Genomic DNA, 25,084 nt, shown 5'->3' on the forward strand with positions numbered 1-25,084 from the left:
ATGCGTGCGGCCGCGCGGCCGCGCTCAGAACGTGCCGCCGAAGGTGAACTGCAGGCGCTCGAGTTCGTCGCCGCGGCCGGTGGGCTTGCCGTTGACGTCGAGCACGTCGTCCTGCTTCTTGAACGGGAACGCGTAGCTGATCGAGATCGGGCCCATCGGCGAACGCCACATCAGCGCGATGCCGGCCGAGGCGCGCAGCTCGCCCGCGTCGAAGGCGTCGTAGTCCTTGTACACGTTGCCGAAGTCCACGAACGCCGAGACGCGCGCGGCCGGGGTGTCGAGCAGGGTCGGGAAATACATTTCCAGCGAGCCGGTGGTCTTGAACGCGCCGCCCAGCGGCTGCGCGTAGCTGCCGTTGGTCGCCGCCTCGCGCGGGCCGAGGGTGTTGTCGGTGAAGCCGCGCACCGAGCGCACGCCGCCGGCGTAGAAGTTCTCGAAGAACGGCAGGCCGGTGGCGGTGATCGTCTCCGGCGGCAGCGGGCCGGTCGGGCCGTCGCGGTCGATGACGCGGCTGACGTCCTTGCCGTAGCTGTCGCCGTAGCCGACCTCGGCGCGGGTGTTGAGCACCAGGTGGCGCGACAGCGGCCAGAACTTGGAGAAGCTGTAGTTGAGCTTGTAGTACTCGGCGGTCGAGCCAGGCAGGGTCGCTTCCAGCCACAGGCGCTGCTGGGTGCCCGCGGTCGGGGTCAGCGCGTGGTTGAGGCTGTTGCGGCCCCAGCCCACCTGCGCGCGCCAGGCGTGGAAGGTGCGGTGGCCGAGCGCGTCGAGGTAGTCGACGATGCTGCGCGGGGTGTAGCCCTCGCCGGCGATGATCTCGTTGCTGTCGATGCCGACCAGGCCGGTGATCGAGTCGGTCTCGGTCAGCGGAATGCCGAGCACGACCTGCGCGGTGCCGTTGGTGGTCGAGTACTGCGCGGTGTTGAAGTCGGAGTAATCGAGCTTGCGCCAGGACAGGTTGTAGCCCAGCGAGACGCCGTCGTCGGTGAAGTAGGGGTTGGTGTAGGAGAAGTCGAAGCGCTCCTGGTAGTAGCTGCGCTGCGCCTGCACCGACACGCGGTTGCCGCTGCCGAGGAAGTTGTTCTGCGAAAGCTGGATCTGCGTGGTCAGCTTGCCGAGCTGCGAGTAGCCCAGGCCGAACACGAAGCTGCCCGAGGTGGTTTCCTTGAGGTTGTAGACCACGTCGACCTGGTCGCTGCTGCCCGGCACGGGCTTGCTTTCCACGTCCACGGTCTCGAAGTAGCCCAGGCCCTGCAGGCGGATCTTGGAGCGGTCGATCGCCGCCTGCGAGTACCAGGTGCCTTCGAACTGGCGCATCTCGCGGCGCAGGACCTCGTCGCCGGTGCGGGTGTTGCCCTTGAACACGATCCGGCGCACGTTGACGCGCGGGCCCGGCACCACCTGCATGTTGATGCCGACGGTCTTGTTCTCGCGGTTGATGTCCGGGATCGGATTGACCTGGGCGAAGGCGTAGCCGACGTTGCCCAGGGTCGCGGTGATCGCGTCGGAGCTGATCTCCAGCAGGCGCCGCGAGAAGATCTGCTCGGGCTTGACGATGACCAGCTTCTCGATGTCTTCCTTCGGCAGCACGGTGTCGCCGGTGACCTGCACGCTGGCGATCTTGTACTGGTCGCCCTCGCTGATGCCGGCGGTGAGGAACATGTCCTGCCGGTTCGGGCTGATCGCGACCTGGGTCGAGTCGATGCTGAAGTCGACGTAGCCGCGGTCGAGGTAGAACGAGTTGAGCTTTTCCAGGTCGCCGGACAGCTTCTCGCGCGAGTACTGGTCGTCGCGGCGGTACCAGCTCAGCCAGTTGTGCTCGCGCGACTCCCAGGCGTTGAGGATGTCCTTCTGCTCGAACTTGTCGTTGCCGATCAGGTTGATGTGGCGGATCTTCGCCGCCTTGCCTTCCTTGACGTTGATCGTGATGTCGACGCGGTTGCGGTCCAGGCGCGACACGGTCGGGGTGATCTCGACGTTGTACTTGCCGCGGTTGTTGTACTGGCGCGCCAGATCCTGGGTGACCTTGTCCAGGGCCAGGCGGTCGAAGGTCTCGCCTTCGGCGAGGCCGATCTCCTTCAGGCCCTTGAGCAGGTCGTCGGACTTGATGTCCTTGTTGCCGGTCAGGGTCAGCTTGTTGATCGCCGGACGCTCGGTCACGGTGACCACCAGGATGGTGCCCTGGCGGTCGAGCTGCACGTCCTCGAAGAAGCCGGTCTTGTACAGCGCGCGGATCGCGTCGCCGGCCTTGGCGCTGTCCATGGTGTCGCCGCGCTCGACCGGCAGGTAGGTGAACACCGTACCGGCGGAAATGCGCTGCAGGCCGTCGATGCGGATGTCGCTGACGGTGAACGAGCCCGGCGCCGGGGTCTTGGCGCCGCCTCCCAGCGCGAACGGATCGGCGGACTGCGCCATCGCGGGAATCGCCGGGGCCGAGGTCATTGCCGTGGCAAGGGCGAGGGCCAGCAGGCGGCGATTAGGGGTTCGCGTCATCATTACGTCCGTTGGGGGTCTGGTCTGCAGCGCAGCGGCGCGGGCAGGGGGCTGAAGCGGCTGGTGGGTCGGGGCGATAGCGTTGGAGCGAGCGTCAGGCCGGCATTCAGCGCACCAGGTTGTTCAAGATGTCGTTGTAGAAGGCCAGGCCCATCAGGCTCGCGATCAGCGCCAGGCCGACGAAATGCCCGGCCGCCATCACGCGTTCGCTGACTGGGCTGCCTTTGACAAGCTCGATAAGGTAATACAGCAGGTGTCCGCCGTCCAAGATCGGGATCGGCAGCAGATTCAGGATGCCCAGGCTCAGCGACAGCATCGCCAGCAGTTGCAGGTACCAGGCCGGGCCGTTGCTGGCGTAGGCGTTGGCGGCGCGGCCGATGGTGACCGGGCCGGCCACGGTGTTCTGCAGCGAGACCCGGCCGGTGAAGGCGCGGCCGATCATCGCGAACAGCTCGCCGGCCTGGTGCCAGCCTTCGCGGAAAGCGGCCGGCACGGCCGCGACCGGGCCGTAGCGCAGCACCGCGTCGCGCTGCGGCGGCGTCGGGGCGGCGACGGCCACGCCGAGGCCCCAGAACGTCTCGCCGTCGTCGCGCTTCATCTGCCGCGGCTGGATTTCCAGTGCCAGGCGGTCGCCGTTGCGCAGCACCTCGATCATCGCCTTGCCGCCGCGCTCGCCGAGCTTGGCGACCGCCGCCGGCAGGTCGTTCCAGCTGGCGATGGGGTCGCCGTCCAGGGCGGTGATGCGGTCGCCCTCGGCCAGCACGCGCCAGGCGGCGCTGTCGGGTTCGACCCGGCCGACCAGGGCCGGGATCAGCTCGTGGCGCCCGCCCAGGCCGATCACCTGGACCACGCGGCGCTCGTCGAACCCGGCCGGCAGTTGGGACAGGCGCAGGGTGCGGGTCTGCTGGCTGCCGTTCTGCGCGCGCACCTTGACCGCGACGTCCTCGCGGTCGAGCGCGTGCGGGATCAGCGCCATCTGCACCTCGCTCCAGGTCGGCGTGGCGCGCTCGCCGATGGCCTCGACGGTGTCGCCGCGGCGCAGCCCGGCTTCGGCGGCGATGCCGGCGCTGGAGCCGACCACCGGGGCGAAATCCGGCCGGCCGATCACGAACATGCCCCACAGGAAAGCCACGCACAGGATCAGGTTGGCGGCCGGGCCGGCGAACACGATCGCGATGCGCTGCCACACCGGCTTGCGGTTGAAGGCATGCGGCTTGAGCGCCTCGCCGATCTCGTACTCGCGCTCGTCGAGCATCTTGACGTAGCCGCCGAGCGGGATGCGGCCGATCGCGTATTCGGTGCCGTCCTTGCCGACCCGCATCCACAGCGGCTTGCCGAAGCCGATGGAGAAGCGCAGCACCTTGACCCCGCAGCGGCGGGCGACCCAGAAATGGCCGAATTCGTGGAAGGTCACCAGCAGGCCGATGCTGATGATCAGCCACCACAGGGAGCCCAGGATTTCGCTCATGGCCGCGTCAGGCTCGCAAGGTTCGGGCAGCGTGGCCGATCGCCTGCTCGGCGTGGCGGCGGGCCTGGGCATCGGCCTCGCGCAGCGCCGCCAGCGAGCTGGCCGGGGTGGGCGGGAGCGCGGCGAGGGTGTCCTCGACCAGCGCGGGTATCGCTAGGAAACCCACACGGCGCTGAAGAAAGGCTGAAACCGCCACTTCGTTGGCGGCGTTGAGCGTGGCCGGTGCGGTGCCGCCGGCGGCCAGGGCCTGGAAGGCCAGGCGCAGGCACGGGAAGGCGTCCAGGTCGGGGCGCTCGAATTCGAGCTTGCCGTGGGCCAGCAGGTCCAGCCCGGACACGCCCGATTCGATCCGCTGAGGCCAACCGAAGCCGACCGCCAGCGAGGTGCGCATGTCCGGCAGGCCGAGCTGGGCCAGGGTGGAGCCGTCGACGAATTCGACCAGCGAATGGACCAGGCTCTGCGGGTGCACCAGCACCTCGATGGGCAGGCCCGGGCGGCCGAACAGGTGGTGGGCCTCGATCACCTCCAGGCCCTTGTTCATCAGCGTGGCCGAGTCGACCGAGATCTTCGGCCCCATCGACCACTTCGGGTGGGCGACGGCCTGCTCGGGGGTGACTTCGCCCAGGTCCGAACGTGTACGCCCGCGGAACGGCCCGCCCGAGGCGGTCAGCAGGATGCGCTTGAGCCCGGCGTGGGCGTGGGCGTCGGGCAGGCACTGGAAGATCGCGTTGTGCTCGCTGTCGATCGGCACGATGGTCGCGCCGGCCTCGTGCGCGGCGCGCATCAGCAGTTCGCCGGCCAGCACCAGCGATTCCTTGTTGGCCAGCAGCAGGCGCTTGCCGGCGCGGGCCGCGGCCAGGGTCGAATCCAGCCCGGCGGCGCCGACGATGGCCGCGACCACGGTGTCGCAGGCGTCCGAGCCGGCCAGCTCGACCAGGGCCTGGTCGCCGCAATGGGCCTGGGCGGCCAGGCCGCGCGCGCGCAAGCCGTCGCGCAGCAGCTCGAAACAGGCCGGATCGGCGATCACCGCATGCTCGGGGCGATGGCGCTCGCACAGCGCCAGCAGCGCCTCGACCTTGCCGCCGGCGGCGAGCACGGTCGCCTGCAAGGCCTGCGGATGGCGGGCGATCACGTCCAGCGCCGAGGCGCCGATGGAACCGGTGGCGCCGAGCACGGCGACCTTGCGCGGGGGCAGCGTCATCGGCTCAGAACCCGAAGATCGCCTTGCCCAGCGCGAACGCCGGCAGCGCGGCGAGCACGCCGTCGATGCGGTCGAGCACGCCGCCGTGGCCCGGAATCAGGTGGCCGGAATCCTTGACCCCGACATGGCGCTTGAGCAGGCTCTCGAACAGGTCGCCGACCACCGAGAACAGCACCGCCACCAGCGACACCAGCGCCACCCACGGCAGCTGCGCGGTGGTCGCGCCGGCCAGCAGCGACAGGCCGACGCCGACCGCGACGCCGGCCACGGCGCCGCCGATCAGGCCTTCGACGGTCTTGTTCGGGCTGACCCGCGGGGCCAGCTTGAGCATGCCGAACTTGCGCCCGGCGAAATACGCGCCCGAGTCGGCCGCCCACACCACCGCCAGCGCGGTCAGCAGCCACCAGTGGCCGTTGCCGCCTTCGGCGTGGATCCAGGTCAGCGCGCACCAGGCCGGGATCACGCTCAGCGCGGCCGCGGCCAGCTTGAACATGCGCGCGTAGGTGCGGTGGTCGCTGGCGAAGTTGAAGCGCTGCAGCCACAGCAGGGCCAGCAGCCACCAGATCACCCCGACCAGCGAGGCGATCTTGAACAGCACCATCGACGGCGGCTGGGCCGGATCGCCGGCGCCGCCGCCGCGCGAGGCCCACACCAGCGCCACCATCAGCGCCATGTGCACGACCAGCAGCACGGTGCGCGAGAGGGTGTCCTCGATCTCGGCCAGGTCGAACCACTCCCACAGCCCGGCCAGGAACACCACCGCGGCCGCCGCGATCAGCCACGGGGTCGGCAGCAGCAGGATCGCGGCGATCGCCACAGGGGCCATGACCAGCGCGGCAATCAGGCGGGTTTTGGTCATTCAACGGTCTCGTTGGTCTGGGCCGCGATCTGCGCCCCGGTCAGGCCGAAACGGCGCTCGCGCCCGGCGTATTCGTCCAGCGCGCGCTGCAGCATGGCCGCGTCGAGCTCGGGCCACAGGGCTTCGGTGAACCACAATTCGGTATAGGCCAGCTGCCACAGCAGGAAGTTGCTGATGCGGGTGTCGCCGCCGGTGCGGATGAACAGGTCCGGCGGCGGCAGGTCGGCCAGGCACACCCGCGCGCCGAGCAGGCGCTCGTCGATGTCCTGCGGCGCCAGCCGGCCGGCGGCCACGTCCTGGGCCAGCGAGCGCGCGGCCTGGGCGATGTCCCAGCGGCCGCCGTAGCTGGCGGCGATGGTCAGGTGCAGGGCGCCGTTGCGCTCGGTCTGGCGCTCGGCCGCGGCCATGCGTTCGCGGATCTTGTCGGAGAAGCGCTCGCGCTCGCCGATGAAGCGCACGCGCACGCCGCGCCGGTCGAGCTCCTCGACCTCGCGCTCCAGCGCGTTGAGGAACAGCTTCATCAGGCCGCCGACCTCGTCCTCGGGGCGGCCCCAGTTCTCGCTGGAGAAAGCGAACAGGGTCAGCGCCTGGACGCCGCGCTCGATGCAGAAATCGATGCAGACGTTGACCGCGCGCGCGCCGGCGCGGTGGCCGATGATGCGCGGCCGGCGGCGGCGTTCGGCCCAGCGGCCGTTGCCGTCCATGATCACGGCGAGATGGCGCGGGATGCGTGCGGGCGCGGCGTTGGCGGGCTCGGAAGGCATGGCGCCGATGACGGGAACCTCAGGCGGAAGGACGGGACAAGCGCGGCGGCGCGGCGGAACGGCAGGGCGCGCGCCGCGCGGGGCGCGGGGCGTGAACTGCGGCGAACCGGAACTGGACCCGCGCGCGGCGCGGAAGTTCAGTGCCGGACCGCCGCGCGGCGGTCAGACCGCCATCAGCTCCTGTTCCTTGGCCTTGACCACGCCGTCGACGTCCTTGATCGCGCTGTCGGTGATCTTCTGGATGTCGCCTTCGAAGCCGCGCAGCTCGTCCTCGGTGACCTTCTTGTCCTTGAGCAGTTCCTTGGCCTGGTGGTTGGCGTCGCGGCGGATGTTGCGGACGGCGACCTTGGCGTTCTCGCTCTCGCTGTGCACGACCTTGGTCAGCTCCTTGCGGCGCTCCTCGGTCAGCGCCGGCAGGTTGATGCGGATCACGGTGCCGGCGGTGTTCGGGGTCAGGCCCAGGTCGGAGGCGAGGATGGCCTTTTCGACCGCGCCGACGATCTGCTTCTCCCACGGGGTGATGGTCAGGGTGCGCGCGTCGCTGACCTGGACGCTGGCGACCTGGTTCAACGGCATCTCCGAACCGTGGTAGTTGACCTTCAGGTGGTCCACCAGCGCGGTCGAGGCGCGGCCGGTGCGGACCTTGGTCAGATCGTGGCGGAAGGCTTCCACGCTCTTGGCCATGCGGTTCTGTGCGTCTTTCTTGATGTCGTTGAGCATCGCCGGCTCCGATCCTGTAGCGGTAATCGCGGGATTATATGGGCTGGGGCCGGTTTTGCGGACCACGTCGGCCGGCGCCGGGGGCGGCGGCGGGCCGCGGCAGGGGCCGGGAACGGCGCCGGAAGCGGCCAAAACAGCGCCCAGGCGCTGCATGGCGGGGGCGCGGGACGGCGAGCGGCGCGAGCGGGAAAGCGCTGCCGGCGTCGGGTTTCAAACGCCCGTGCGCGGGGTTTTGCGCGCGCCGGCGCGGGCCGCGGGGGCGGTCGCGGCGCTCGGGGCGGTCGCGCTGCAGTGCAGCATCGAGGGGTCAGCGGTGCGGGGCGTGGTCGTGCTGGCGCGGGTGGTCGTGGCGCTCGCGCTCGCGTTCGTACGCATCGGCGGCGGCGCGGGCCTGCGTTTCGCGCGTGTGCGAATCGCATGCGTGGGCGGCGGCCGGCTCGCTTTCGCGGTGGGCGTGGGCGTGCCCGGCGTGATCGCGATGATCGTGGTCGTGGTGGCCGTGATCGTCGTGATCGTGATCGTGGTGGTCGTGGTCATGCCCATGCCCATGCCCATGCCGCACGGCCGCGCCATGCCCGCCGTGCGGCGCGCGGTCGTGGCGGTCGTGTTCGCAGGCGCCGCCGTGCTCGACCTGCAGGGTCGGGTGGTTGATGCCGAAGCGGCGGTCGAGCTCGCGGTTGAGCGTGTCGATGAAGGCGTCGTGGTCGCGGTCGTCGGGACGCACGATGTGCGCGGTCATCGCGATCTCGCCCGCGCCCAGCGACCAGATGTGCAGGTGGTGCACCGCGCGCACGCCGGGCTGCGCGCGCAGCAGCGCTTCGACCTGGCCGCGGTCGATGTTCGCCGGCACCGCGTCCATCGCCGCGTTGAAGGCCTCGCGCAGCAGGCCGAACGCGCCCACCGCGACCACCACGCCGATCAGCAGCGCGATCGCCGGGTCCAGCCAGGCCCAGCCGGTCAGCCACATGCCGGCGCCGGCCAGCACCGCCGCCAGCGACACCGCCGCGTCGGCCATCAGGTGCAGGAACGCGCCGCGGCGGTTGAGATCGTGCTCGTGGCCGTCGCGCACCAGCCACGCCGCGCCGAGGTTGACCGCGATGCCGAGCGCGGCGACCACGATCACCGGCAGCGCCGGGATCTGCGGCGGCGCGCCGAAGCGGCGGATCGCCTCCCAGCCCAGCGCGCCGGAGAAGCCGACCAGCAGCAGCGCATTGGCCAGCGGCGAGAGCAGCGTGGCGCGGCGCCAGCCGTAGGTGTGGCGGTCGGTCGGCAGGCGCTTGGCCAGCACCGCCGCGCCCCAGGCCAGGCCCAGGCCGACCACGTCGCCGAGGTTGTGCAGCGCGTCCGACAGCAGCGCCAGCGAATTGGTCCAGAAACCGTAGCCGGCTTCCAGCGCGGTGTAGGCCAGGTTGATCAGGGTCACCACGGCGAACGCGCGGGTGCCGCTTTCCAGGCCGTGGTGGTGGCCGTGGCCACCGTGGGAATGGCTGTGCGAGTGCATGCGCGAATGCTGTCACGGCGATCGCCGCGAACACTATTACAGCGCTCGCGCCGCGCGGCCTTAAACCTTGACCGACTTCGGCGAATCACAACTCCGGCGGCCGGATCCGGCGCCGCGGCGGGGTCGGGCAGCGCCCGGCGCCGGGCCCGGCCCCATGACTTCAGTCACGTTGACGACAACTGTAGTCAACGGCACATTGACTACAACTGTAGCTACGAGGCGATCCCCGATGGCGCGCAAGTCGATCGGCGACCAGGAACTGGCGCTGCTGAACTATCTCTCCGAGCGCGGCGACGCCTCGGTCGGCGAAGTCGCGGCCGACTTCGGCGAGGCGCGCGGGCTGGCCCGCTCGACCGTGCTGACGATGATGGAACGGCTGCGCGCCAAGGCCTACCTGCGCCGGCGCAAGGTCGGCGGCGTGTACCGCTACGCCACCCAGACCCCGGCCGACGACGTGATGCGCTCGGCGGTCGGCAGCTTCGTCGCCAACACCCTGCAAGGCTCGCTGTCGCCGTTCGTGGCGTGGATGTCGCAGCGCGCCCAGGTCAGCGACGCCGAACTGGCCGAACTGGAAAGCCTGGTCGCCGACCTGCAGGCGCGGCGCAAGGAGGACTGACATGACCCTGTACTGGATCGGCGAGGTGTTGTTGCCGCGGCTGTTCGCGGCCGGGGTTCAATCGCTGCTGATGGTCGCGGCGATCTGGTTGCTGGTGCGCTGGCTGCGGCCGAGCGCGGCGGTGCGCTGCTGGCTGTGGTGGTGCGCGGCGCTGCAGTTGCTGGTCGGCGCGTTGTGGCCGGCGCCGCTGGAACTGCCGCTGCTGCCGGCGGACTGGCAGCGCACCGCCGAAGCCGCCGCCGCGCCGGCCGCCGCACAACTGTCGCCGGCGGCGCAGATGCCTTACCTGGTGACCCGCGCCGACCTGGCCGCGGCGCCGGCGCAGATCGCCGCGCCGGCCGACGCGCTGCAGTGGCTGTCGTGGCCGGCGCTGTTCGCGGCGTTGTGGCTGGCCGGGGTGATCGTGCTGGTCGCAGCCAGCGCGCGCGCCTATCTGGCGGTGCGCCGCCGCGTCGCCGGCGCCGACGAATGCGAACACGGCCCGGCGCTGCGCGCCTATCGCGCGCTCGGCGCCAGCCTCGGCCTGCGCCGGCTGCCGCCGCTGCGGGTGTCGGCGCAGATCGATTCGCCGCAACTGGTCGGCCCGCCGGCGACCGTGCTGCTGCCGCAGCGGCAACTGGCCGAACTCAGCGACGACGAACTGGCGATGGCCCTGCACCACGAACTCACCCACCTGCGCCGCCGCGACCTGTGGTGGGGCTGGGTGCCGGCGCTGGCGCGCCACCTGTTCTTCTTCCACCCGCTCGCCCACGTGATCGCGCGCGAATACGCGATCGCCCGCGAGCAGGCCTGCGACGCGGCCGTGCTCGACAGCCGCCGCTACGCCGCCCACGACTACGGCCGGCTGTTGCTGCGCCTGGGCGTGGCGCCGCGTCCGGCGACCGGCGTGGCCGGCGCGTCGCCCACCTACACCGTGCTCAAGCGGAGACTGACCATGCTGCAAAACAAGACCCTGGCCGCGCGCGCGCCGGCCGAGCGCAGATTGGCCGCGCGCCTGGGCGGCGCCGCGCTGATCGCCGCGGTGGCCGCGTTCGGATTGGTGCCGTACAAGGTCACCGCCGCCGCCGAAGCCGCGGCGGCCGCGACGGTCGGCGCCGTCGCCGCGAGCGCCGCATCCCCGGCCGTCGCGGCGGCGAGCGCTGCCCCGGTCGCCGCGGCCGCGAGCGGTGCGGCGCCGGCGCCGGCTCCCGCGCCTGCGCGCACCACCTCGCGCAGCCAATCGTCCAAGGTCGTCATCCGCGACGGCAAGACCCTGCAGAACGAGCAGCGCATCACCGAGATCAACAACGGCGACATGCGGACCTGGGCGATCAAGGACGGCCAATACTTCCGCGTCCGCGACGACGGCCGCTACGAACCGGTGCGCGACGCCGCCACCCGCGCGCGTCTGGACGGCATGCAGCGCGATGCGGCCCAGGCCGAGGTCGAGGCGGTCAAGGCCACGCGCGAGGCCGAACGCGCCATGCGCGACGCGGCGGTCGCCGCGCGCGAGGCCGAGCGCGCCGGGCGCGAGGCGCAGGAAGAAGGGCGCCGCGCCCGCGCCGAAGGCGAGCGCGCCCGGATCGAGGCCGAGCGCGCCGGGCGCGAGGCGCAGGAACAGGGCCGGCGTGCGCGGGCGCAGGCGGATCGCGCCCGCGCCGAAGCCGAGCAGGCCGGCCGCCAGGCGCAGGAAGAAGGCCGTCGCGCCCGCGCCGAGGGCGAACGCGCGCGCCGCGAGGCCGAGCTCAGCCATGCGCAGGCGCTGCGCGATGCCGAACAGGCCCGTCGCGACGCCGACCAGGCCAAGCGCGAGGCCGGGCTGGTGCGCGAGCAGGCCCAGCGCGACCGCGCCCAGGCGCTGCGCGATGCGGAACAGGCGCGGCGCGATGGCGAGCGTGTCCGGCTCGAGGCCGGCCAGCGCCAGCGCGACGGCGAACAGGCCCGGCGCGATGCGGCGCAGGCGCGCAGCAACGCCGAGCAGGCGCGCCGCGACGCCGCGCAGCGCGCGCGCGACGCGCGCCAGCAGGCGCTGGATTCGGCGCAGCAGCAGCGCGACATCGAGGAGGCGCTGCGCGACGCGCAGCAGACGCATCGCGACGCCGCCCAGGCGCAACGCGATGGCCGCATCGGCGCGGCCGACCGGGCGCGCCTGCAGGCGTATGCGGACATGGCGCGGCGCGCCGTCGAGACGATCGATGTGCAGGCGCTCAGCCGCGAGGCCGCGGCCGCCGCCCACGCCGCGGGGCCGGCGCTGCGCGACAGCGAAACGCTCCGGCGCGAGTCGCTGCGCGCGGCCGAGCAGGCGATCCGGCAAGTGCGCCGCGAATTGGCCGACGCGGGCGCCTGAAACCCGCCGTCGGCGACGCGGTCCTCGCGGCCGGCGCCGCGCGCGGGCCGGACGATCCGGCCGCATGCGAGCGGCCGGGCCGAAGTTACGCGCCGAACCGGTCGATACGCCGCTCGATACGAACCCGGCGATACGAATCCCGCGTTACGGACCGCGCGATACGAATCCTTCGATACGAATCCTTCGATACGAGTTCCGCGATACGGAACGACCGGATCGAATCCACTTGGGCGGCCGATTCGCCGCCCGATACTTTTGCCCGCCGCGTTCCCCGCATAAGGCAACGGCCCCGGTCGCGACGCGTCCGAGGCCGTCTCTTTGTCCGGATCGTCGCCGCGCCGGCCGCGGCGCGGCCCGCCGGCCTCAGCCGCGGCCCTGCACCAGGGTGCCGATGTTCTCGCCGCGCAGGATGCGCAGCAGCACGCCCGGCTGGCCCATGTCGAAGATGCGCAGCGGCAGTTCGCTGTCGCGCGCCAGCGCGAACGCGGCGGTGTCCATCACCTGCAGGTCGCGGGTGATGACCTCGTCGTAGCTGAGCTTGTCGAAGCGCACCGCGTCGCCGTGCTTCTTCGGGTCCTTGTCGTACACGCCGTCGACCTTGGTCGCCTTGAGCAGCAGGTCGGCGCCGATCTCGATCGCGCGCAGCGCGGCGCCGGAATCGGTGGTGAAGAACGGGCTGCCGACGCCGGCGGCGAAGATCGCGATGCGGCCCTTTTCCAGGTGGCGGATCGCGCGGCGGCGGATGTAGTCCTCGCACACGTCGTTGATCTTGATCGCGCTCATCACCCGCACCTTGGCGCCGAGCTTTTCCAGCGAATCCTGCATCGCCAGCGCGTTGATGACCGTAGCCAGCATGCCCATCTGGTCGCCGGTGACCCGGTCCATGCCGCCGGCCGCCAGGCCCGCGCCGCGGAAGATGTTACCGCCGCCGATCACCAGCGCCACTTCGGCGCCGGCCTGCTGCACTTCGATGACTTCGCGCGCGAGCCGGCCGATGACCTTGGGGTCGATGCCGTAGTCCTCGTCCCCCATCAACGCCTCGCCGGAAAGTTTCAACAGGACACGGCGATAAGCGAGCTGGGACATGGGCGGTCTCGGGGGAAGGCGGAAAACGGCCGGAATTGTAGCCCAAGCCCGGCGTCCGCGGCGTGCGGGAATGGGCCGGCCGCAGCGCTTTTCGGCGGGTCGCGCGACCGGCGGCGGGCCACGTTCAGGCTGTATGATCGCCGCCGCAGGTCCGCTACAGGAACCGCCGTGGCCGTCGCCGCCCCCGGCGCGCCGCGCACCACCCAAGGAGATGGCCAAGTGACGATCAAGAACCTCAACGAATTCCTCGAGAGCTCCAAGCAGAAGGACCTCAGCCCCGAAGCGTTCGAGCTGGAAAGCTCGCACCTGCTGGAGGTCAAGCTCAACGGCCGGGTCTGGGCCAAGTCCGGCTCGATGGTCGCCTACCGCGGCGGGGTCAAGTTCGTGCGCCAGGGCCTGATGGAGCAGGGCTTCACCAACCTGCTGAAGAAGGCGATCAGCGGCGAGGGCACCCAGCTGATGAAGATGGAAGGCCAGGGCCGGGTCTACGTCGCCGACGCCGGCAAGAAGATCACCCTGCTGCGCCTGAACGGCGAGTCGATCTTCGTCAACGGCAACGACGTGCTGGCCTTCGAGGACGGCATCGCCTCGGACATCAAGATGATGCGCAAGGTCGCCGGGATGATGTCGGGCGGCCTGTTCAACATCAAGCTCAGCGGCAGCGGCGTGGTCGCGATTACCTCGCATTACGAGCCGCTGACCCTGGCGGTGACCCCGGACCAGCCGGTGTTCACCGACCCCAACGCCACCGTCGCCTGGTCGGGCGGGCTGAGCCCGGACATCGTCACCGACATCTCGCTGGGCACGCTGTTCGGCCGCGGCTCGGGCGAGAGCATCCAGCTCAAGTTCTCCGGCAGCGGCTGGGTGGTGGTGCAGCCGTACGAAGAGGTCTACTTCCAGAGCGGCGAGTAACTCCGGCGGCGTCCTCGCCGGCGCGTCGCCGTGGCGGCGCGCCGGCGCGGGCGGCAGGGAAAACGGGACGCAGCGGCACGCAGCAGCAAGGAGCGCAGCGATGAATCGAACGATGGTGGTGTGTCTGGGCGGCGCATTGGCGCTGCTCGCGGTCGCGGCGGCAGCCGAGCCGCCCGCGTCCACGCCGGTGGGCGACATCGGCGCGGGCGGCCCCTGCGAGTCGATCGGCGAAGTGGTCGGGCTCAAGGCCGGGCGCGACGGCTTCCTGACCGTGCGCGAGGGGCCGGGCACCGGCTATCCGGAGGTCGACCGGCTCAGCAGCGAGCGCCGGGTCCGGCTGTGCCGCAGCGAAGGCCGCTGGGTGTCGGTGATGTATCCGCCGCCGGGTTCGCGCATGCTCTGCGAGCCCGAATCGGCCGATATCCGCCGCTACCGGGGGCCGTGCAATTTCGGCTGGGTGCATTGGAACTGGATCCGCATCGTCGCCGGCTGACGCCGCTCGCGCACCGCATCGGATCGCAAAAACGCAGCGATAAAGGAGTATTGCGATGACGCCGGGAAAAGCGGCGCTGCTGACGATCGCGCTGGCGCTGCCCGCGGTTCTGGTCCAGGCCCAGGCCTTGGCCGCGCCGCCGCGCGCGGTGCCGGTGGAAGTCGGAGGTAGCGAGGAATGGGACGCCTGCGGTTCGACCGGGCGGGTGCGCGGGCTCAAGGCCGACGGCGACGGCTTTCTCGCCGTGCGCGCCGGACCCGGCGCCGACTACGCGATGCTCGACAAGCTCGGCAACGGGCGCCTGGTCTATCTGTGCGGCAGCCGCGGCCGCTGGACGGCCGTGGTGTACGCGCCGGCGGGCGCGGACGCCAGCGCGTGCGGCGTCAGCTGGGCCATCGCCGAGGTCGAGGTCTACCGCGGCCCGTGCAAATCCGGTTGGGTCAATACGGCCTGGATCGAAGTGGTCGCCGGCTGAGGCGCGGCGGGGAGATTGCGATGAAACCGAACATATCTGCGCTGATTGCGTTGCTGCTGACGCTGGCGTTGGCCGCGAACTCGACCGTGGCCGCACCGCCGCGCGCGGCGCCGGTGGTGGTCGGCGGCAACGAAGTGCTCGACGCGTGCGGCTCGCAGGGGCGCGTGCACGGCCTCAAGGCCGGCGGCGACGGCTTCCTGGCGGTGCGCGACGGTCCCGGCGCGGCGTATGCGATGACCGACAAACTCGGCGAAGACCTCTGGGTGATGATGTGCGACCAGCGCGGCGACTGGATCGCGGTGGTCTATAGCGAGGATGGGCGGCTCGGCCGCTGCGGCGTGGGTTCGCCGATCGCCGAACGGCAGCCGTATCGCGGGCCGTGCAAGTCCGGTTGGGTGCACGGCCGCTGGATCGAGCTGATGGCGGGCTGAGGCGGGCTGAGGCGGGACGGGCCCGCCCGGGCGAGGCGGCCGCGCCGTCGCGCGCGGGCGGCGGGGCCGGCCACCGCCGCGCCGCCGGCGGCCCTATGATGGCCACGGCGAATGCCTCGCCGCAGACCCAGGAGGGGTCGGACATGAACGTACTGAGCAAGACGCTGTGCGCGCTGGGCCTGTGCGGCCTGCTGTTGTCGATGCCGGCGGCCCGGGCCGATCCGGTCGAAGGATCGTTCTACACCGAGACCACCTGCGAATACGCCGGCTGGGCGTTCGAGATCGTGCTGACCAAGTACCGCTACACCGGCGGGCAATGGACCGTGGTGTCGCGCACCACCACCTATGCCGAGTCGTGCCCGCCGCTGGAGCCCTGATCCGCGGGCGCGGGCGTCGAGCCAAAGAAAAAGGCCGCGGAAACCGCGGCCTTTTTCGTACTGCGCGACAGGGTCGGGCGGCTTACGCCAGGCCGGCCTGCTTCATGACTTCGGCGGCGAAGTCGTCGGTCTGCTTCTCGATGCCTTCGCCCACGACCAGGCGGGTCATGCTGACCACGTCGGCGCCGGCGGCCTTCACGGCCTGCTCGACGGTCTGGTCCGAGTTCAGCACGTACGGCTGGCCGTACAGGGTGACCTCGTTGACGATCTTGGCGATCTTGCCGCTGATGATCTTCTCCAGGATGTCGGCCGGCTTGGCCTTGTCCTTGTCGGACATCTTGGCCAGCTCGATTTCCTTTTCCTTGGCCACGAACTCGGCCGGGACGTCGGACGCCTTGATGTGCGGCGGGTTCATCGCCGCGACGTGCATCGCGATGCCGCGCGCCAGTTCGGCGTCGCCGCCCTTGAGCTCGATCAGCACGCCGATCTTGCCGCCGTGCACGTAGGCGGCGACGTTGTTGGCGCTTTCCAGGCGGACCAGGCGGCGCACCTGCAGGTTCTCGCCGACCTTGGCGATGACCGCGGCGCGGGTTTCCTCGACGCTCTCGCCGGTCGGCAGCTTGGCGGCCTTCAGGGCTTCCACGTCGGCGGCGCCGGAGGTCAGGGCGACCTGGGCGACGGCGTCGGTGAAGGCCAGGAAGTTGCTGTCCTTGGCGACGAAGTCGGTTTCCGAGTTGATCTCGACCAGCACGGCCTTGCCGCCGTCCTGGGCGACCGCGATGCGGCCTTCGGCGGCGACGCGGTCGGCCTTCTTCTCGGCCTTGACGGCGCCGGACTTGCGCAGCCACTCGACGGCGGCTTCCAGGTCGCCGTTGGTTTCGGTCAGGGCCTTCTTGCACTCCATCATGCCGGCGCCGGTGCGCTCGCGGAGTTCCTTGACCAGGGAAGCGGTGATTTCAGCCATGAGAATTGCCTCGGGTATTCGTGTGGCTCGTCGCAGGAGCGGCGTAAGCCGCGACAGAGCGAAGCGGCGCGATGCGCGAAATCGGCCGGAGCGATGGTGTCCGGCCAGCCTTTCGCTCCGATGCGCGCGCAAGGGGCGGATAGGGCCCTGACGGTTCGCGCGCGGAGCTTCGTTGTGTCGCGGCTTACGCCGCTCCTGCGGGAGCGGGATGCGGGTGTCGCAGCCGCGCAGTGTCGCGCGGCTGCATGACGGTGCGGCGACTGCGGGCCGATTACTCGGCCGCAGCGGCGTCCGGCTTGGCGGCGGCCGGAGCGGCGGCCGGCTTCTTGGCGGCCGGAGCGCGGCCGCGCGGAGCCTTGCCGTCCTTGCCGGCGTCTTCGCTGCCGGCTTCGGCGGCGAAGTCTTCTTCGCGCACGCCACCGGCGGTCGGCGAAGCGGCCTTGCCTTCCAGCACGGCGTCGGCCGCGGCGCGGGCGTACAGCTGCACGGCGCGGATGGCGTCGTCGTTGCCCGGGATGGCGTAGTCGACCAGCTCCGGGTTGTAGTTGGTGTCGACCACGGCGATGACCGGGATGCCGAGCTTCTTGGCTTCCTTGATCGCGATGTCTTCATGGCCGATGTCGATCACGAACAGCGCGTCGGGCAGGCGGTTCATGTCCTTGATGCCGCCCAGCGAGGCTTCCAGCTTGTCGCGCTCGCGGCGCAGGCCCAGCACTTCGTGCTTGACCATCTTCTGGAAGGTGCCGTCGGTTTCGCCGGCTTCCAGTTCCTTCAGGCGCGAGACCGACTGCTTGACGGTGCGGAAGTTGGTCAGGGTGCCGCCCAGCCAGCGCTGGGTCATGAACGGCATGCCGCAACGCTCGGCCTCTTCCTTGATCGACTCGCGCGCCGAGCGCTTGGTGCCGATGAACAGGATGGTGCCGCGCTTCTGGGCGATGCCCGAGATGAAGTTCATCGCGTCGTTGAACAGCGGAACGGTCTTCTCGAGGTTGATGATGTGGATCTTGCCGCGCGCGCCGAAGATGTACGGACCCATCTTCGGGTTCCAGTAACGGGTCTGGTGGCCGAAGTGGACGCCGGCTTCCAGCATCTGGCGCATGGTGATCTGGGGCATTGCAAAACTCCGAAGGCAGTGGAACCGGCGCCGCGATAGGTGTGGGCGCTGCGTCCGCGGCGAGCCGCGGGCGCGTGGTTCCGGGGTTGGGCCTCCCTGTCGCTTCCGTGTCCGAACCGCTGCGGGCGGAGCTTGCGGCTCCTGGCCCTGGGCGGCACCCCGGCACGGGGAATGGCGGCAGGTGTGAATTCGCCGGTGACGTCCGGCGTGGACGGCCGCGGTCGGGGCCAGGGAACTGGCGGTCCGGTCGCAGAGCCGCGGAATTGTAGCCGCCGCGGAGGCTTGGGGCAACTTCGCGCGGCGGGAGCGCTCGGGAAGCTCCTGTGGGAGGGCCTTCAGGCCCGACGCTCTTGGCTCAGCTCGCGGCGATCTGCAACAAGAGCGTCGGGCCTGAAGGCCCTCCCACAAGAGCGAAGTCCGATCTCCTAATGGGCTGAGATCGTTTCAACCGCCGCTCCCGGCACGCTGCGGACCGTACGGTGCGGTGATCCCGGTCGCCTGAATGAGCGATAATGCCGGCATGGCCATTTCCATCAAGACCCCCGAAGAGATCGAGAAGATGCGCGTCGCCGGCCGCCTGGCCGCCGAAGTGCTCCAGGTCGTCGCCCCCTACGTCAAGCCGGGCGTCAGCACCGGCGAGCTGGACCGCATCTGTTACGACCATATCGTCAACGTGCAGAAGGCGATCCCGGCCAACGTCGGCTACAAGGGCTTCCCCAAGACCGTGTGCACCTCGGTCAACAACGTCATCTGCCACGGCATCCCCAGCGATTCGAAGATCCTCAAGGACGGCGACATCGTCAACATCGACGTCACCGTGATCAAGGACGGCTGGCACGGCGACACCAGCCGCATGTACTACGCCGGCACGCCGTCGGTCATGGCCAAGCGCCTGGTCGAGGTGACCCGCGAGGCGATGTTCCGCGCGATCCGCTTGGTCAAGCCCGGCGCCACCCTCGGCGACATCGGCCACATCATCCAGACCTACGCCGAAGCCGAGCGCTTCAGCGTGGTGCGCGACTACTGCGGCCACGGCATCGGCCGGGTCTACCACGAAGAGCCGCAGGTGCTGCACGTCGGCCGGCCGGGCGAGGGCATCAAGCTGGTTCCCGGCATGACCTTCACCATCGAGCCGATGATCAACGAAGGCACCTACCGGCATAAGACCCTGCCGGACGGCTGGACCGTGGTGACCAAGGACCGCAAGCTGTCGGCGCAGTGGGAGCACACCGTCGCGGTGACCGAAGACGGGGTCGAGATCCTGACCCGCGTGCCCGGCGACGACAACGACCTATGACCGGCCCCGTCGCCGACGAACGCTCGGCGACGCCCGCGGCGGCGGCCGACAGCGCCGCCGACGCCCGCCGCCCTTGCGCGGGCGGCGCAAATCCCGGCCCTAATCCCGGTTCGGATCCCGACGACGGCGCGCCGCCCGCGCCCGGTACGCCCGCGGCGATCCGCGCCGCGCTCGCGGCGGTGGACGCGGCGCTGGCCGACCGCTTCGACAACGGCGGCGACGCCGACATCGACAAGTTGCTGCGCGCGCGCGCCGACGCGGTCGATGCGCAAGTGCGCGCGGCGTGGCGCGCCTGCATCGCCGAGGACGCGCCGCTGGCGCTGTTCGCGGTCGGCGGCTACGGCCGCGGCGAACTGTTCCCGCAATCGGACATCGACCTGCTGGTGCTGGCCGAACCGCAGGCCCAGGCGGCGCAGGCCGAACAGCTCGGCTGCTTCTTCGCCAGCCTGTGGGACGCCGGCCTGCCGGTCGGCCACGCGGTGCGCTCGCCGGCGCAATGCAGCGAGGCCGGCAGCGACCTGACCGTGCTCACCGCGATGCTGGAAGCGCGCCCGATCGACGCCGACGCGGTCGCGCGCATGGCCCTGCAGGCGGCGATCGCGCCGTCGCAGGTATGGCCGGCGCGCGAGTTCTTCGTCGCCAAGCGCGACGAACTGCGCCAGCGCCACGCGCGCTACGGCGACACCGCCGACAACCTGGAGCCCAACCTCAAGGAAGGCCCGGGCGGCATGCGCGACGTGCAGACCCTGCACTGGATGGCGCTGCGCATCATCGGCACGTCCGACCTCGAATCGCTGGTCTCCATCGGCCAGCTCGGCGCCGACGAGTGGGCCACGCTGGAGCGCGAGCGCCGCGCGCTGTCGCGGCTGCGCTTCGGCCTGCACCTGGTCGCGCGCAAGCGCGAGGAGCGGCTGCGCTTCGATTACCAGAAGCTGCTCGCCGAACGCCTGGGCCATGTCGACAGCGCCGACAACCTCGCCGTCGAGCAGATGATGCAGGGCTTCTACCGCAGCGCCGCGCTGGTGCTGCGGATCGGCGAGCGCTTGCTGCAGCGGTTCGAGGAACAGATCGAGGGCGAAGCCGCGCCGGTGGCGCTGGGCGCGCCGTACGAGGCCTTCGAGCTGCGCCGCGACTACATTGCCGCGCGCGAGCCGCAGTGGCCGCGCGACGCCGCCGAGGTGTTCGCGCTGTTCGCCGCCTGGGCCGCGCACGACGAGATCCGCGGCCTGCATTCGCAGACCGCGCGCGCGCTGGCCGAGTCGCTGACCCGGGTGCCCGGCTACGAGCAGGCCGAACCGGCGCTGCGCGAGCGCTTCCTCAAGCTGCTGCGCGGCCCGCATCCGGTGCACGCGCTCGAGCGCATGGCCCGGCTGGGCGTACTGGGGCGCTGGATTCCGGCGTTCTCGAAAGTCTCCGGGCGCATGCAGTTCGACCTGTTCCACGTCTACACCGTCGACCAGCACACGCTGGCGGTGCTGCGCAACCTGGCGCGCTTCGCCTCCGGCGTGGCCGACGAGCGTTTCAGCATCGCTCACGAAGTGTGGCCGCGCCTGCGCAAGCCGGAGCTGCTGCTGCTGGCCGGGCTGTTCCACGACATCGCCAAGGGCCGCGGCGGCGACCATTCCGAACTCGGCGGCGACGACGCGCGCGCGTTCGGCACGACGATGGGCCTGAGCGAATCCGATACCGCCTTGGTCGAATGGCTGGTGCGCCAGCACCTGCTGATGTCGGTGACCGCGCAGAAGCAGGACATCGCCGATCCCGAGGTGATCCACCGCTTCGCCAGCAAGGTCGCCGACCGCGAACACCTGGATCATCTGTACCTGCTGACCTGCGCCGACATCGCCGGCACTTCGCCGAAGCTGTGGAACGCATGGAAGGACCGGCTGCTGGCCGACCTGTACACCGCCACCCGCCTGGCTCTGCGCCGCGGCCTGGAGCATCCGGTCGCGGGCGAGGAACGCGCGGCCGAGACGCGCGAGGCCGCGCACGCGATGCTGGCCGCGTTCGGCGCGCGCGACGAGGACATCGCCGCGCTGTTCGCGCGCATGCCGCAAATCGCGTTCCAGCGCGGCCGGCCCGACCAGATCGCGTGGCAGGCGGCGTCGCTGCGCGGCGTCGCGCTCGGCGACACCCGGGTGCGCGCGCGGCCGGTCAGCGCGCACGGCGGCGCCCACGCCGGCGCGCTGGAAGTGTTCGTGCATTCGCCCGACCGCGACGGCCTGTTCGCCGCGATCGTCGCCACCCTCGACCGGCTCGGCCTGGCGATCCAGCAGGCGCGCGTGCTCGACGGCCCGCACGGAGCGATCTTCGACACCTTCGAAGTGGTGCCGACCGATCCGCGCCAGCCGCCCAGCGCCGAGGACGTCGAACGCCGGCTGGCCGCGGCGCTGGCCGGGCCGCTGGACAAGATCCGTCCGGCGCGGCGCGCGCAGCCGCGCCACCTGCGCCATTTCCGCATCGCCCCGCAGATCGGGTTCTCCGATTACCGCAAGGGCGAGCAGGCGCGGCCGCGGACCATGCTGAGCCTGGTCTGCACCGACCGCCCGGGCCTGCTGGCTGACGTCGCGCAGACGCTGCGCCGGCAGAAGCTGCGCGTGTACGACGCGCGCATCGCCACCTTCGGCGAGCGCGCCGAGGACGTGTTCCAGATCACCGACGAGCGCGATCTCGCGCTCGACGAAACGCAACAGCAGGCCCTGCGCGACGCGCTGCTGGCCTGCCTCGAAGGAGACCACCGATGAGTTCCGCCCCGAAGAAGACGGTCAAGAAGACGACCAAGAAGGCCGTCAAGGCCGTGAAGAAGAAGCCGCAGGCGCCGGGCGCCGACGAACTCAAGTTCATGATCGACAGCGCCTTCGAGCGCCGCACCATGCTGACTCCGGACGAGGTCGAAGGCTCGACCCGGCCGACCGTGGAGCGGGTGATCGCGGGCCTGGAGCAGGGCGAGTTCCGCGTCGCCGAGCCCGACGGCAAGGGCGGTTGGAAGGTCAACGAATGGCTCAAGAAGGCGGTGCTGCTGTACTTCCGGGTCAACGACATGCAGGTGGTCGAGGCCGATCCGGCGCCGTTCTGGGACAAGGTCCCGGCGCGCTTCGAAGGCTACGGCGAAGCCGATTTCCGCAAGCTCGGCGCGCGCGTGGTGCCCGGCGCGATCGCCCGCCGCGGCGCCTACATCGGCAAGGACGTGGTGCTGATGCCGTCGTTCGTCAACATCGGCGCGCACGTCGGCGAAGGCACCATGGTCGATACCTGGGCCACGGTCGGTTCGTGCGCGCAGATCGGCAAGCACTGCCACTTGTCCGGCGGCGCCGGCATCGGCGGCGTGCTGGAACCGCTGCAGGCCTCGCCGACGATCATCGAGGACCACTGCTTCATCGGCGCGCGTTCGGAAGTGGTCGAAGGCTTCGTCGTCGGCCACCACAGCGTGATCGGCATGGGCGTGTTCCTGGGCCAGAGCACCCGCGTCTACAACCGCGCCACCGGCGAGATCAGCTACGGCTACGTGCCGCCGTACAGCGTGGTGGTGTCGGGCCAGCTGCCGGCGAAGGACGGCTCGCATTCGCTGTACTGCGCGGTGATCGTCAAACAGGTGGATGCGAAGACGATGTCGAAGACCAGCATCAACGAACTGCTGCGCGGGTTGGCGGACTGAGCCCCATGCAGGAGCGCCGGCTGTCTTCGGACTGGACCTGGTGGTACAAGCGCAAGTCGCTGCTATGGTCGGCGCTGCTGCTGCTGCTCGGGACCGCGTGGCTGACCTGGCGCTTCGAAATCCCGTTGCAGGCCGTGCTCATGTTCGGCACGCCCTATATCCTCGCGCCGTTGTTCCTCGGATTCCTGCCGGTCCGCGGTTTCGCCGACGAAGTCGAGATCGTGGGAAACGTCCTGCGCGTGCGGCGCAGAGGTGAGGAGATCAGGGTCGCGCTGGCCGATGTGGAGCGCGTCACCACGCGTGGATGGACCCGCAGCCAGATAAATCTGGAATTGCGCGAGCCGGGCCGATTCGGGCGCACCATCTCGTTCTTTCCGCCGTCGCTACCGTGGCGATGGACGCTGTCGCCGGACAATCCGACGGCCCACGACCTGCGTGCGCGCATCGAGCGGGCGCGGGCGTGAACCGCCGCTGCGGTCCGGCCGGAGAATCGTTGCAGGAGGGGCCATGCGTTTGATTTTTTCTTCGGCATCGAGGTGATCCGCGACCGCAACCCGCTTCGTCTGATCTTGTCGCTGGCAAGGCCTGGCGACAAGATCGTTTCGTTCCGCCCAGTTCGGCCGAGAGCTGGATTCCGTACTTACGCCATTCATTGGCGCAGGAACCGGAACACCGCATCGCGGCCCTCAGAAAGCAGCATCGATGAGGCAGACATGACCACGTTGTACGGATTGAACAACTGCGACACCTGCAAGAAGGCCCGCAAGTGGCTCGACCGCTTCGGCGTCGCCCACAGCTTCGTCGACTACCGCGACAACCGGCAGACGCCGGAGACGCTGGTCGAGTGGAAGACCCAGCTGGGCGGTTGGGACGCGCTGATCAACAAGTCTTCGACCACTTGGCGCACGCTGCCGCCGAACCGCAAGGAGCCGGCCTCGGACGCGGAGTGGAAGCTGCTGCTCAAGGAATACCCGCAGCTGATCCGGCGGCCGGTGGTGGTCACCGACGACGGCAAGGTGACCCAGGGTTTCAGCGACAACGGCTTCAAGCAGCGCTTCGGGATCGGCGCGTGAGCGCGGCCGCCGCGCCGAGCGAGGTGCTGGCGCTGACCTGCGAGTTGATTTCGCGCGCGTCGGTGACGCCGGCCGACCTGGGCTGCCAGGACCTGATCGCGCAGCGCCTGCAGCGCGCCGGATTCGCCTGCGAGCGCCTGCGTTACGGCGAGGTCGACAATCTGTGGGCGACCCGCGGCGACGGCGATGGCCCGACGCTCGTACTGCTCGGACATACCGACGTGGTGCCGTCCGGGCCGGTGGAGAGCTGGGCCAGCGATCCGTTCGCGCCGCAGGTCCGCGACGGCGTGCTGTACGGCCGCGGCGCGGCCGACATGAAGGGCAGCGTGGCCGCGTTCGTGGTCGCGCTGGAGCGCTTCGCCGCGGCGCATCCGCGCCATCGCGGCCGGGTCGCGCTGCTGCTGACTTCCGACGAAGAAGGCGACGCCATCGACGGCGTGCGCCGCGTCGCCGAGACCTTCCGCGCGCGCGGCGAGCGCATCGACTGGTGCGTGACCGGCGAGCCCTCGTCCACGCGCACGCTCGGCGACCTGCTGCGGGTGGGCCGGCGCGGCACCTTGTCGGCGACGCTCAAGGTGATCGGCGTGCAGGGCCACGTGGCCTATCCGGACAAGGCGCGCAATCCGATCCACCAGGCGATGCCGGCGCTGTCGGAACTGGCGGCGCGGCGCTGGGACGACGGCTACGAGACCTTCCCGCCGACCTCGCTGCAGATCAGCAACCTCCACGCCGGCACCGGCGCCAACAACGTGATCCCGGGCGAACTGCAGGTGCTGTTCAACCTGCGCTACAACCCGAGCTGGAACGCGCAGCGGCTGGAGCAGGAATGCGAGGCGGTGCTGCGCGCGCATGGGTTGCAGTACGAGCTGGCGTGGTTCCGCGGCGGCGAGCCGTTCTACACCCCGGAAGGGCCGCTGCGCGCGGCCGCGCGCGAAGTGCTGGCGCGCTTCGCCGGCGCCGCGCCGGAAGAGAGCACCGGTGGCGGGACTTCGGACGCGCGCTTCATCGCGCCGCTGGGCGCGCAGTGCATCGAGATCGGGCCGGTCAACGCGAGCATCCACAAGGTCGACGAGAACGTGTCGGTGGCCGATCTGGAAGCGTTGCCGGATCTGTATCTGGCGCTGATCGAGCGTTTGATGCTCTGAGCGCGGCCTCGGCCGCCTCTTGTAGGAGCGGCGCGAGCCGCGACCGCGACAACGCAACTACGACGATGGTTGCGCCGCAGTTGCGTTGTCGCGGTCGCGGCTCGCGCCGCTCCTGCA

24 protein-coding genes are annotated in these 25,084 nt (G+C 70.6%); 14 read left to right on the forward strand and 10 right to left on the reverse strand.

From position 1 onward, the window contains the following. Positions 1-24: 24 nt before the first annotated feature. The 7 genes from bamA to RDV84_RS15860 all read right to left on the reverse strand — a co-directional run bounded on the left by bamA (position 25) and on the right by RDV84_RS15860 (position 9,003). Positions 25-2,490, reverse strand: a complete 2,466-nt coding sequence (gene bamA, locus RDV84_RS15830) for an outer membrane protein assembly factor BamA (RefSeq protein WP_309150878.1) — start codon at positions 2,488-2,490, stop codon at positions 25-27. A 106-nt stretch (positions 2,491-2,596) separates the two neighbouring features. Next, on the reverse strand, positions 2,597-3,958 hold the full coding sequence (gene rseP / locus RDV84_RS15835) for an RIP metalloprotease RseP (RefSeq protein WP_057948252.1): 1,362 nt from the start codon (positions 3,956-3,958) through the stop codon (positions 2,597-2,599). A 7-nt stretch (positions 3,959-3,965) separates the two neighbouring features. Then, positions 3,966-5,159 carry a 1-deoxy-D-xylulose-5-phosphate reductoisomerase gene (locus tag RDV84_RS15840; protein ID WP_309150879.1) on the reverse strand — a complete coding sequence of 398 codons (1,194 nt, stop codon included), beginning with the start codon at positions 5,157-5,159 and terminating at the stop codon, positions 3,966-3,968. A gap of 4 nt (positions 5,160-5,163) precedes the next feature. After that, entirely contained in the window at positions 5,164-6,018 is an 855-nt protein-coding gene (locus RDV84_RS15845; protein WP_309150880.1) for a phosphatidate cytidylyltransferase, read from the reverse strand. Next, positions 6,015-6,782 carry a polyprenyl diphosphate synthase gene (gene uppS / locus RDV84_RS15850; RefSeq protein ID WP_057948249.1) on the reverse strand — a complete coding sequence of 256 codons (768 nt, stop codon included), beginning with the start codon at positions 6,780-6,782 and terminating at the stop codon, positions 6,015-6,017. The genes RDV84_RS15845 and uppS overlap by 4 nt, the downstream gene beginning before the upstream one ends. Positions 6,783-6,944: 162 nt before the next feature. Further along, positions 6,945-7,502 (reverse strand): ribosome recycling factor, encoded by a 558-nt coding sequence (gene frr, locus RDV84_RS15855; protein ID WP_057948248.1) that lies wholly within the window; start codon positions 7,500-7,502, stop codon positions 6,945-6,947. Positions 7,503-7,809: 307 nt separating this feature from the next. Beyond that, positions 7,810-9,003: a cation diffusion facilitator family transporter gene (locus RDV84_RS15860; RefSeq protein WP_309150881.1), complete on the reverse strand. Its 1,194-nt coding sequence runs from the start codon at positions 9,001-9,003 to the stop codon at positions 7,810-7,812. 229 nt (positions 9,004-9,232) lie between these two features. Between RDV84_RS15860 and RDV84_RS15865 the strand changes: the two genes are divergently transcribed. Both RDV84_RS15865 and RDV84_RS15870 read left to right on the forward strand, forming a co-directional pair. Beyond that, on the forward strand, positions 9,233-9,619 hold the full coding sequence (locus RDV84_RS15865) for a BlaI/MecI/CopY family transcriptional regulator (RefSeq protein ID WP_078998049.1): 387 nt from the start codon (positions 9,233-9,235) through the stop codon (positions 9,617-9,619). 1 nt (position 9,620) lies between these two features. Continuing rightward, complete coding sequence (locus tag RDV84_RS15870) at positions 9,621-11,945, forward strand: M56 family metallopeptidase (protein ID WP_309150882.1); 2,325 nt, start codon at positions 9,621-9,623, stop codon at positions 11,943-11,945. Positions 11,946-12,308: 363 nt separating this feature from the next. Here RDV84_RS15870 and pyrH read toward each other — a convergent pair whose 3' ends face one another. Continuing rightward, the gene (gene pyrH, locus RDV84_RS15875) at positions 12,309-13,031 is read right to left on the reverse strand and encodes a UMP kinase (protein WP_057948245.1); all 723 of its coding nucleotides are present in this window, start codon (positions 13,029-13,031) and stop codon (positions 12,309-12,311) included. A gap of 219 nt (positions 13,032-13,250) precedes the next feature. Here pyrH and RDV84_RS15880 point away from each other — a divergent pair, with 219 nt between their 5' ends. The 5 genes from RDV84_RS15880 (at position 13,251) to RDV84_RS15900 (ending at position 15,719) form a co-directional block, all read left to right on the forward strand. Continuing rightward, on the forward strand, positions 13,251-13,943 hold the full coding sequence (locus RDV84_RS15880) for an AIM24 family protein (RefSeq protein ID WP_309153740.1): 693 nt from the start codon (positions 13,251-13,253) through the stop codon (positions 13,941-13,943). Positions 13,944-14,043: 100 nt separating this feature from the next. Beyond that, entirely contained in the window at positions 14,044-14,436 is a 393-nt protein-coding gene (locus RDV84_RS15885; protein ID WP_309150883.1) for an SH3 domain-containing protein, read from the forward strand. 55 nt (positions 14,437-14,491) lie between these two features. Continuing rightward, the gene (locus tag RDV84_RS15890; protein WP_309150884.1) at positions 14,492-14,911 is read left to right on the forward strand and encodes a hypothetical protein; all 420 of its coding nucleotides are present in this window, start codon (positions 14,492-14,494) and stop codon (positions 14,909-14,911) included. Positions 14,912-14,931: 20 nt separating this feature from the next. After that, positions 14,932-15,342 (forward strand): hypothetical protein, encoded by a 411-nt coding sequence (locus tag RDV84_RS15895; protein ID WP_309150885.1) that lies wholly within the window; start codon positions 14,932-14,934, stop codon positions 15,340-15,342. A gap of 143 nt (positions 15,343-15,485) precedes the next feature. Further along, on the forward strand, positions 15,486-15,719 hold the full coding sequence (locus tag RDV84_RS15900; protein ID WP_057948240.1) for a hypothetical protein: 234 nt from the start codon (positions 15,486-15,488) through the stop codon (positions 15,717-15,719). Positions 15,720-15,801: 82 nt separating this feature from the next. Here RDV84_RS15900 and tsf read toward each other — a convergent pair whose 3' ends face one another. Continuing rightward, complete coding sequence (gene tsf / locus RDV84_RS15905) at positions 15,802-16,683, reverse strand: translation elongation factor Ts (protein WP_057948239.1); 882 nt, start codon at positions 16,681-16,683, stop codon at positions 15,802-15,804. 271 nt (positions 16,684-16,954) lie between these two features. Next, positions 16,955-17,797 (reverse strand): 30S ribosomal protein S2, encoded by an 843-nt coding sequence (gene rpsB, locus RDV84_RS15910; protein ID WP_057948238.1) that lies wholly within the window; start codon positions 17,795-17,797, stop codon positions 16,955-16,957. Positions 17,798-18,120: 323 nt separating this feature from the next. Between rpsB and RDV84_RS26615 the strand changes: the two genes are divergently transcribed. The 7 genes from RDV84_RS26615 to dapE all read left to right on the forward strand — a co-directional run bounded on the left by RDV84_RS26615 (position 18,121) and on the right by dapE (position 24,967). Then, complete coding sequence (locus RDV84_RS26615) at positions 18,121-18,234, forward strand: DUF6053 domain-containing protein (protein ID WP_425606252.1); 114 nt, start codon at positions 18,121-18,123, stop codon at positions 18,232-18,234. A gap of 83 nt (positions 18,235-18,317) precedes the next feature. Further along, the gene (gene map / locus RDV84_RS15915) at positions 18,318-19,094 is read left to right on the forward strand and encodes a type I methionyl aminopeptidase (protein WP_057948237.1); all 777 of its coding nucleotides are present in this window, start codon (positions 18,318-18,320) and stop codon (positions 19,092-19,094) included. Next, positions 19,091-21,838 (forward strand): [protein-PII] uridylyltransferase, encoded by a 2,748-nt coding sequence (gene glnD / locus RDV84_RS15920; RefSeq protein WP_309150886.1) that lies wholly within the window; start codon positions 19,091-19,093, stop codon positions 21,836-21,838. Before map ends, glnD begins: the two co-directional genes overlap by 4 nt. Beyond that, a complete protein-coding gene (gene dapD / locus RDV84_RS15925; protein WP_425606250.1) occupies positions 21,835-22,749 on the forward strand; it encodes a 2,3,4,5-tetrahydropyridine-2,6-dicarboxylate N-succinyltransferase in 915 nt (304 codons plus the stop codon). The genes glnD and dapD overlap by 4 nt, the downstream gene beginning before the upstream one ends. 5 nt (positions 22,750-22,754) lie before the next feature. Next, on the forward strand, positions 22,755-23,213 hold the full coding sequence (locus RDV84_RS15930; protein ID WP_309150887.1) for a hypothetical protein: 459 nt from the start codon (positions 22,755-22,757) through the stop codon (positions 23,211-23,213). Positions 23,214-23,462: 249 nt separating this feature from the next. After that, positions 23,463-23,822 carry a Spx/MgsR family RNA polymerase-binding regulatory protein gene (locus RDV84_RS15935; RefSeq protein ID WP_309150888.1) on the forward strand — a complete coding sequence of 120 codons (360 nt, stop codon included), beginning with the start codon at positions 23,463-23,465 and terminating at the stop codon, positions 23,820-23,822. After that, on the forward strand, positions 23,819-24,967 hold the full coding sequence (dapE, locus tag RDV84_RS15940; protein ID WP_309150889.1) for a succinyl-diaminopimelate desuccinylase: 1,149 nt from the start codon (positions 23,819-23,821) through the stop codon (positions 24,965-24,967). Before RDV84_RS15935 ends, dapE begins: the two co-directional genes overlap by 4 nt. Positions 24,968-25,084 lie beyond the last annotated feature (117 nt).

Origin of the sequence: Lysobacter yananisis (assembly GCF_031199375.1) — a bacterium.
Classification (GTDB): Bacteria; Pseudomonadota; Gammaproteobacteria; order Xanthomonadales; family Xanthomonadaceae; genus Lysobacter; species Lysobacter yananisis.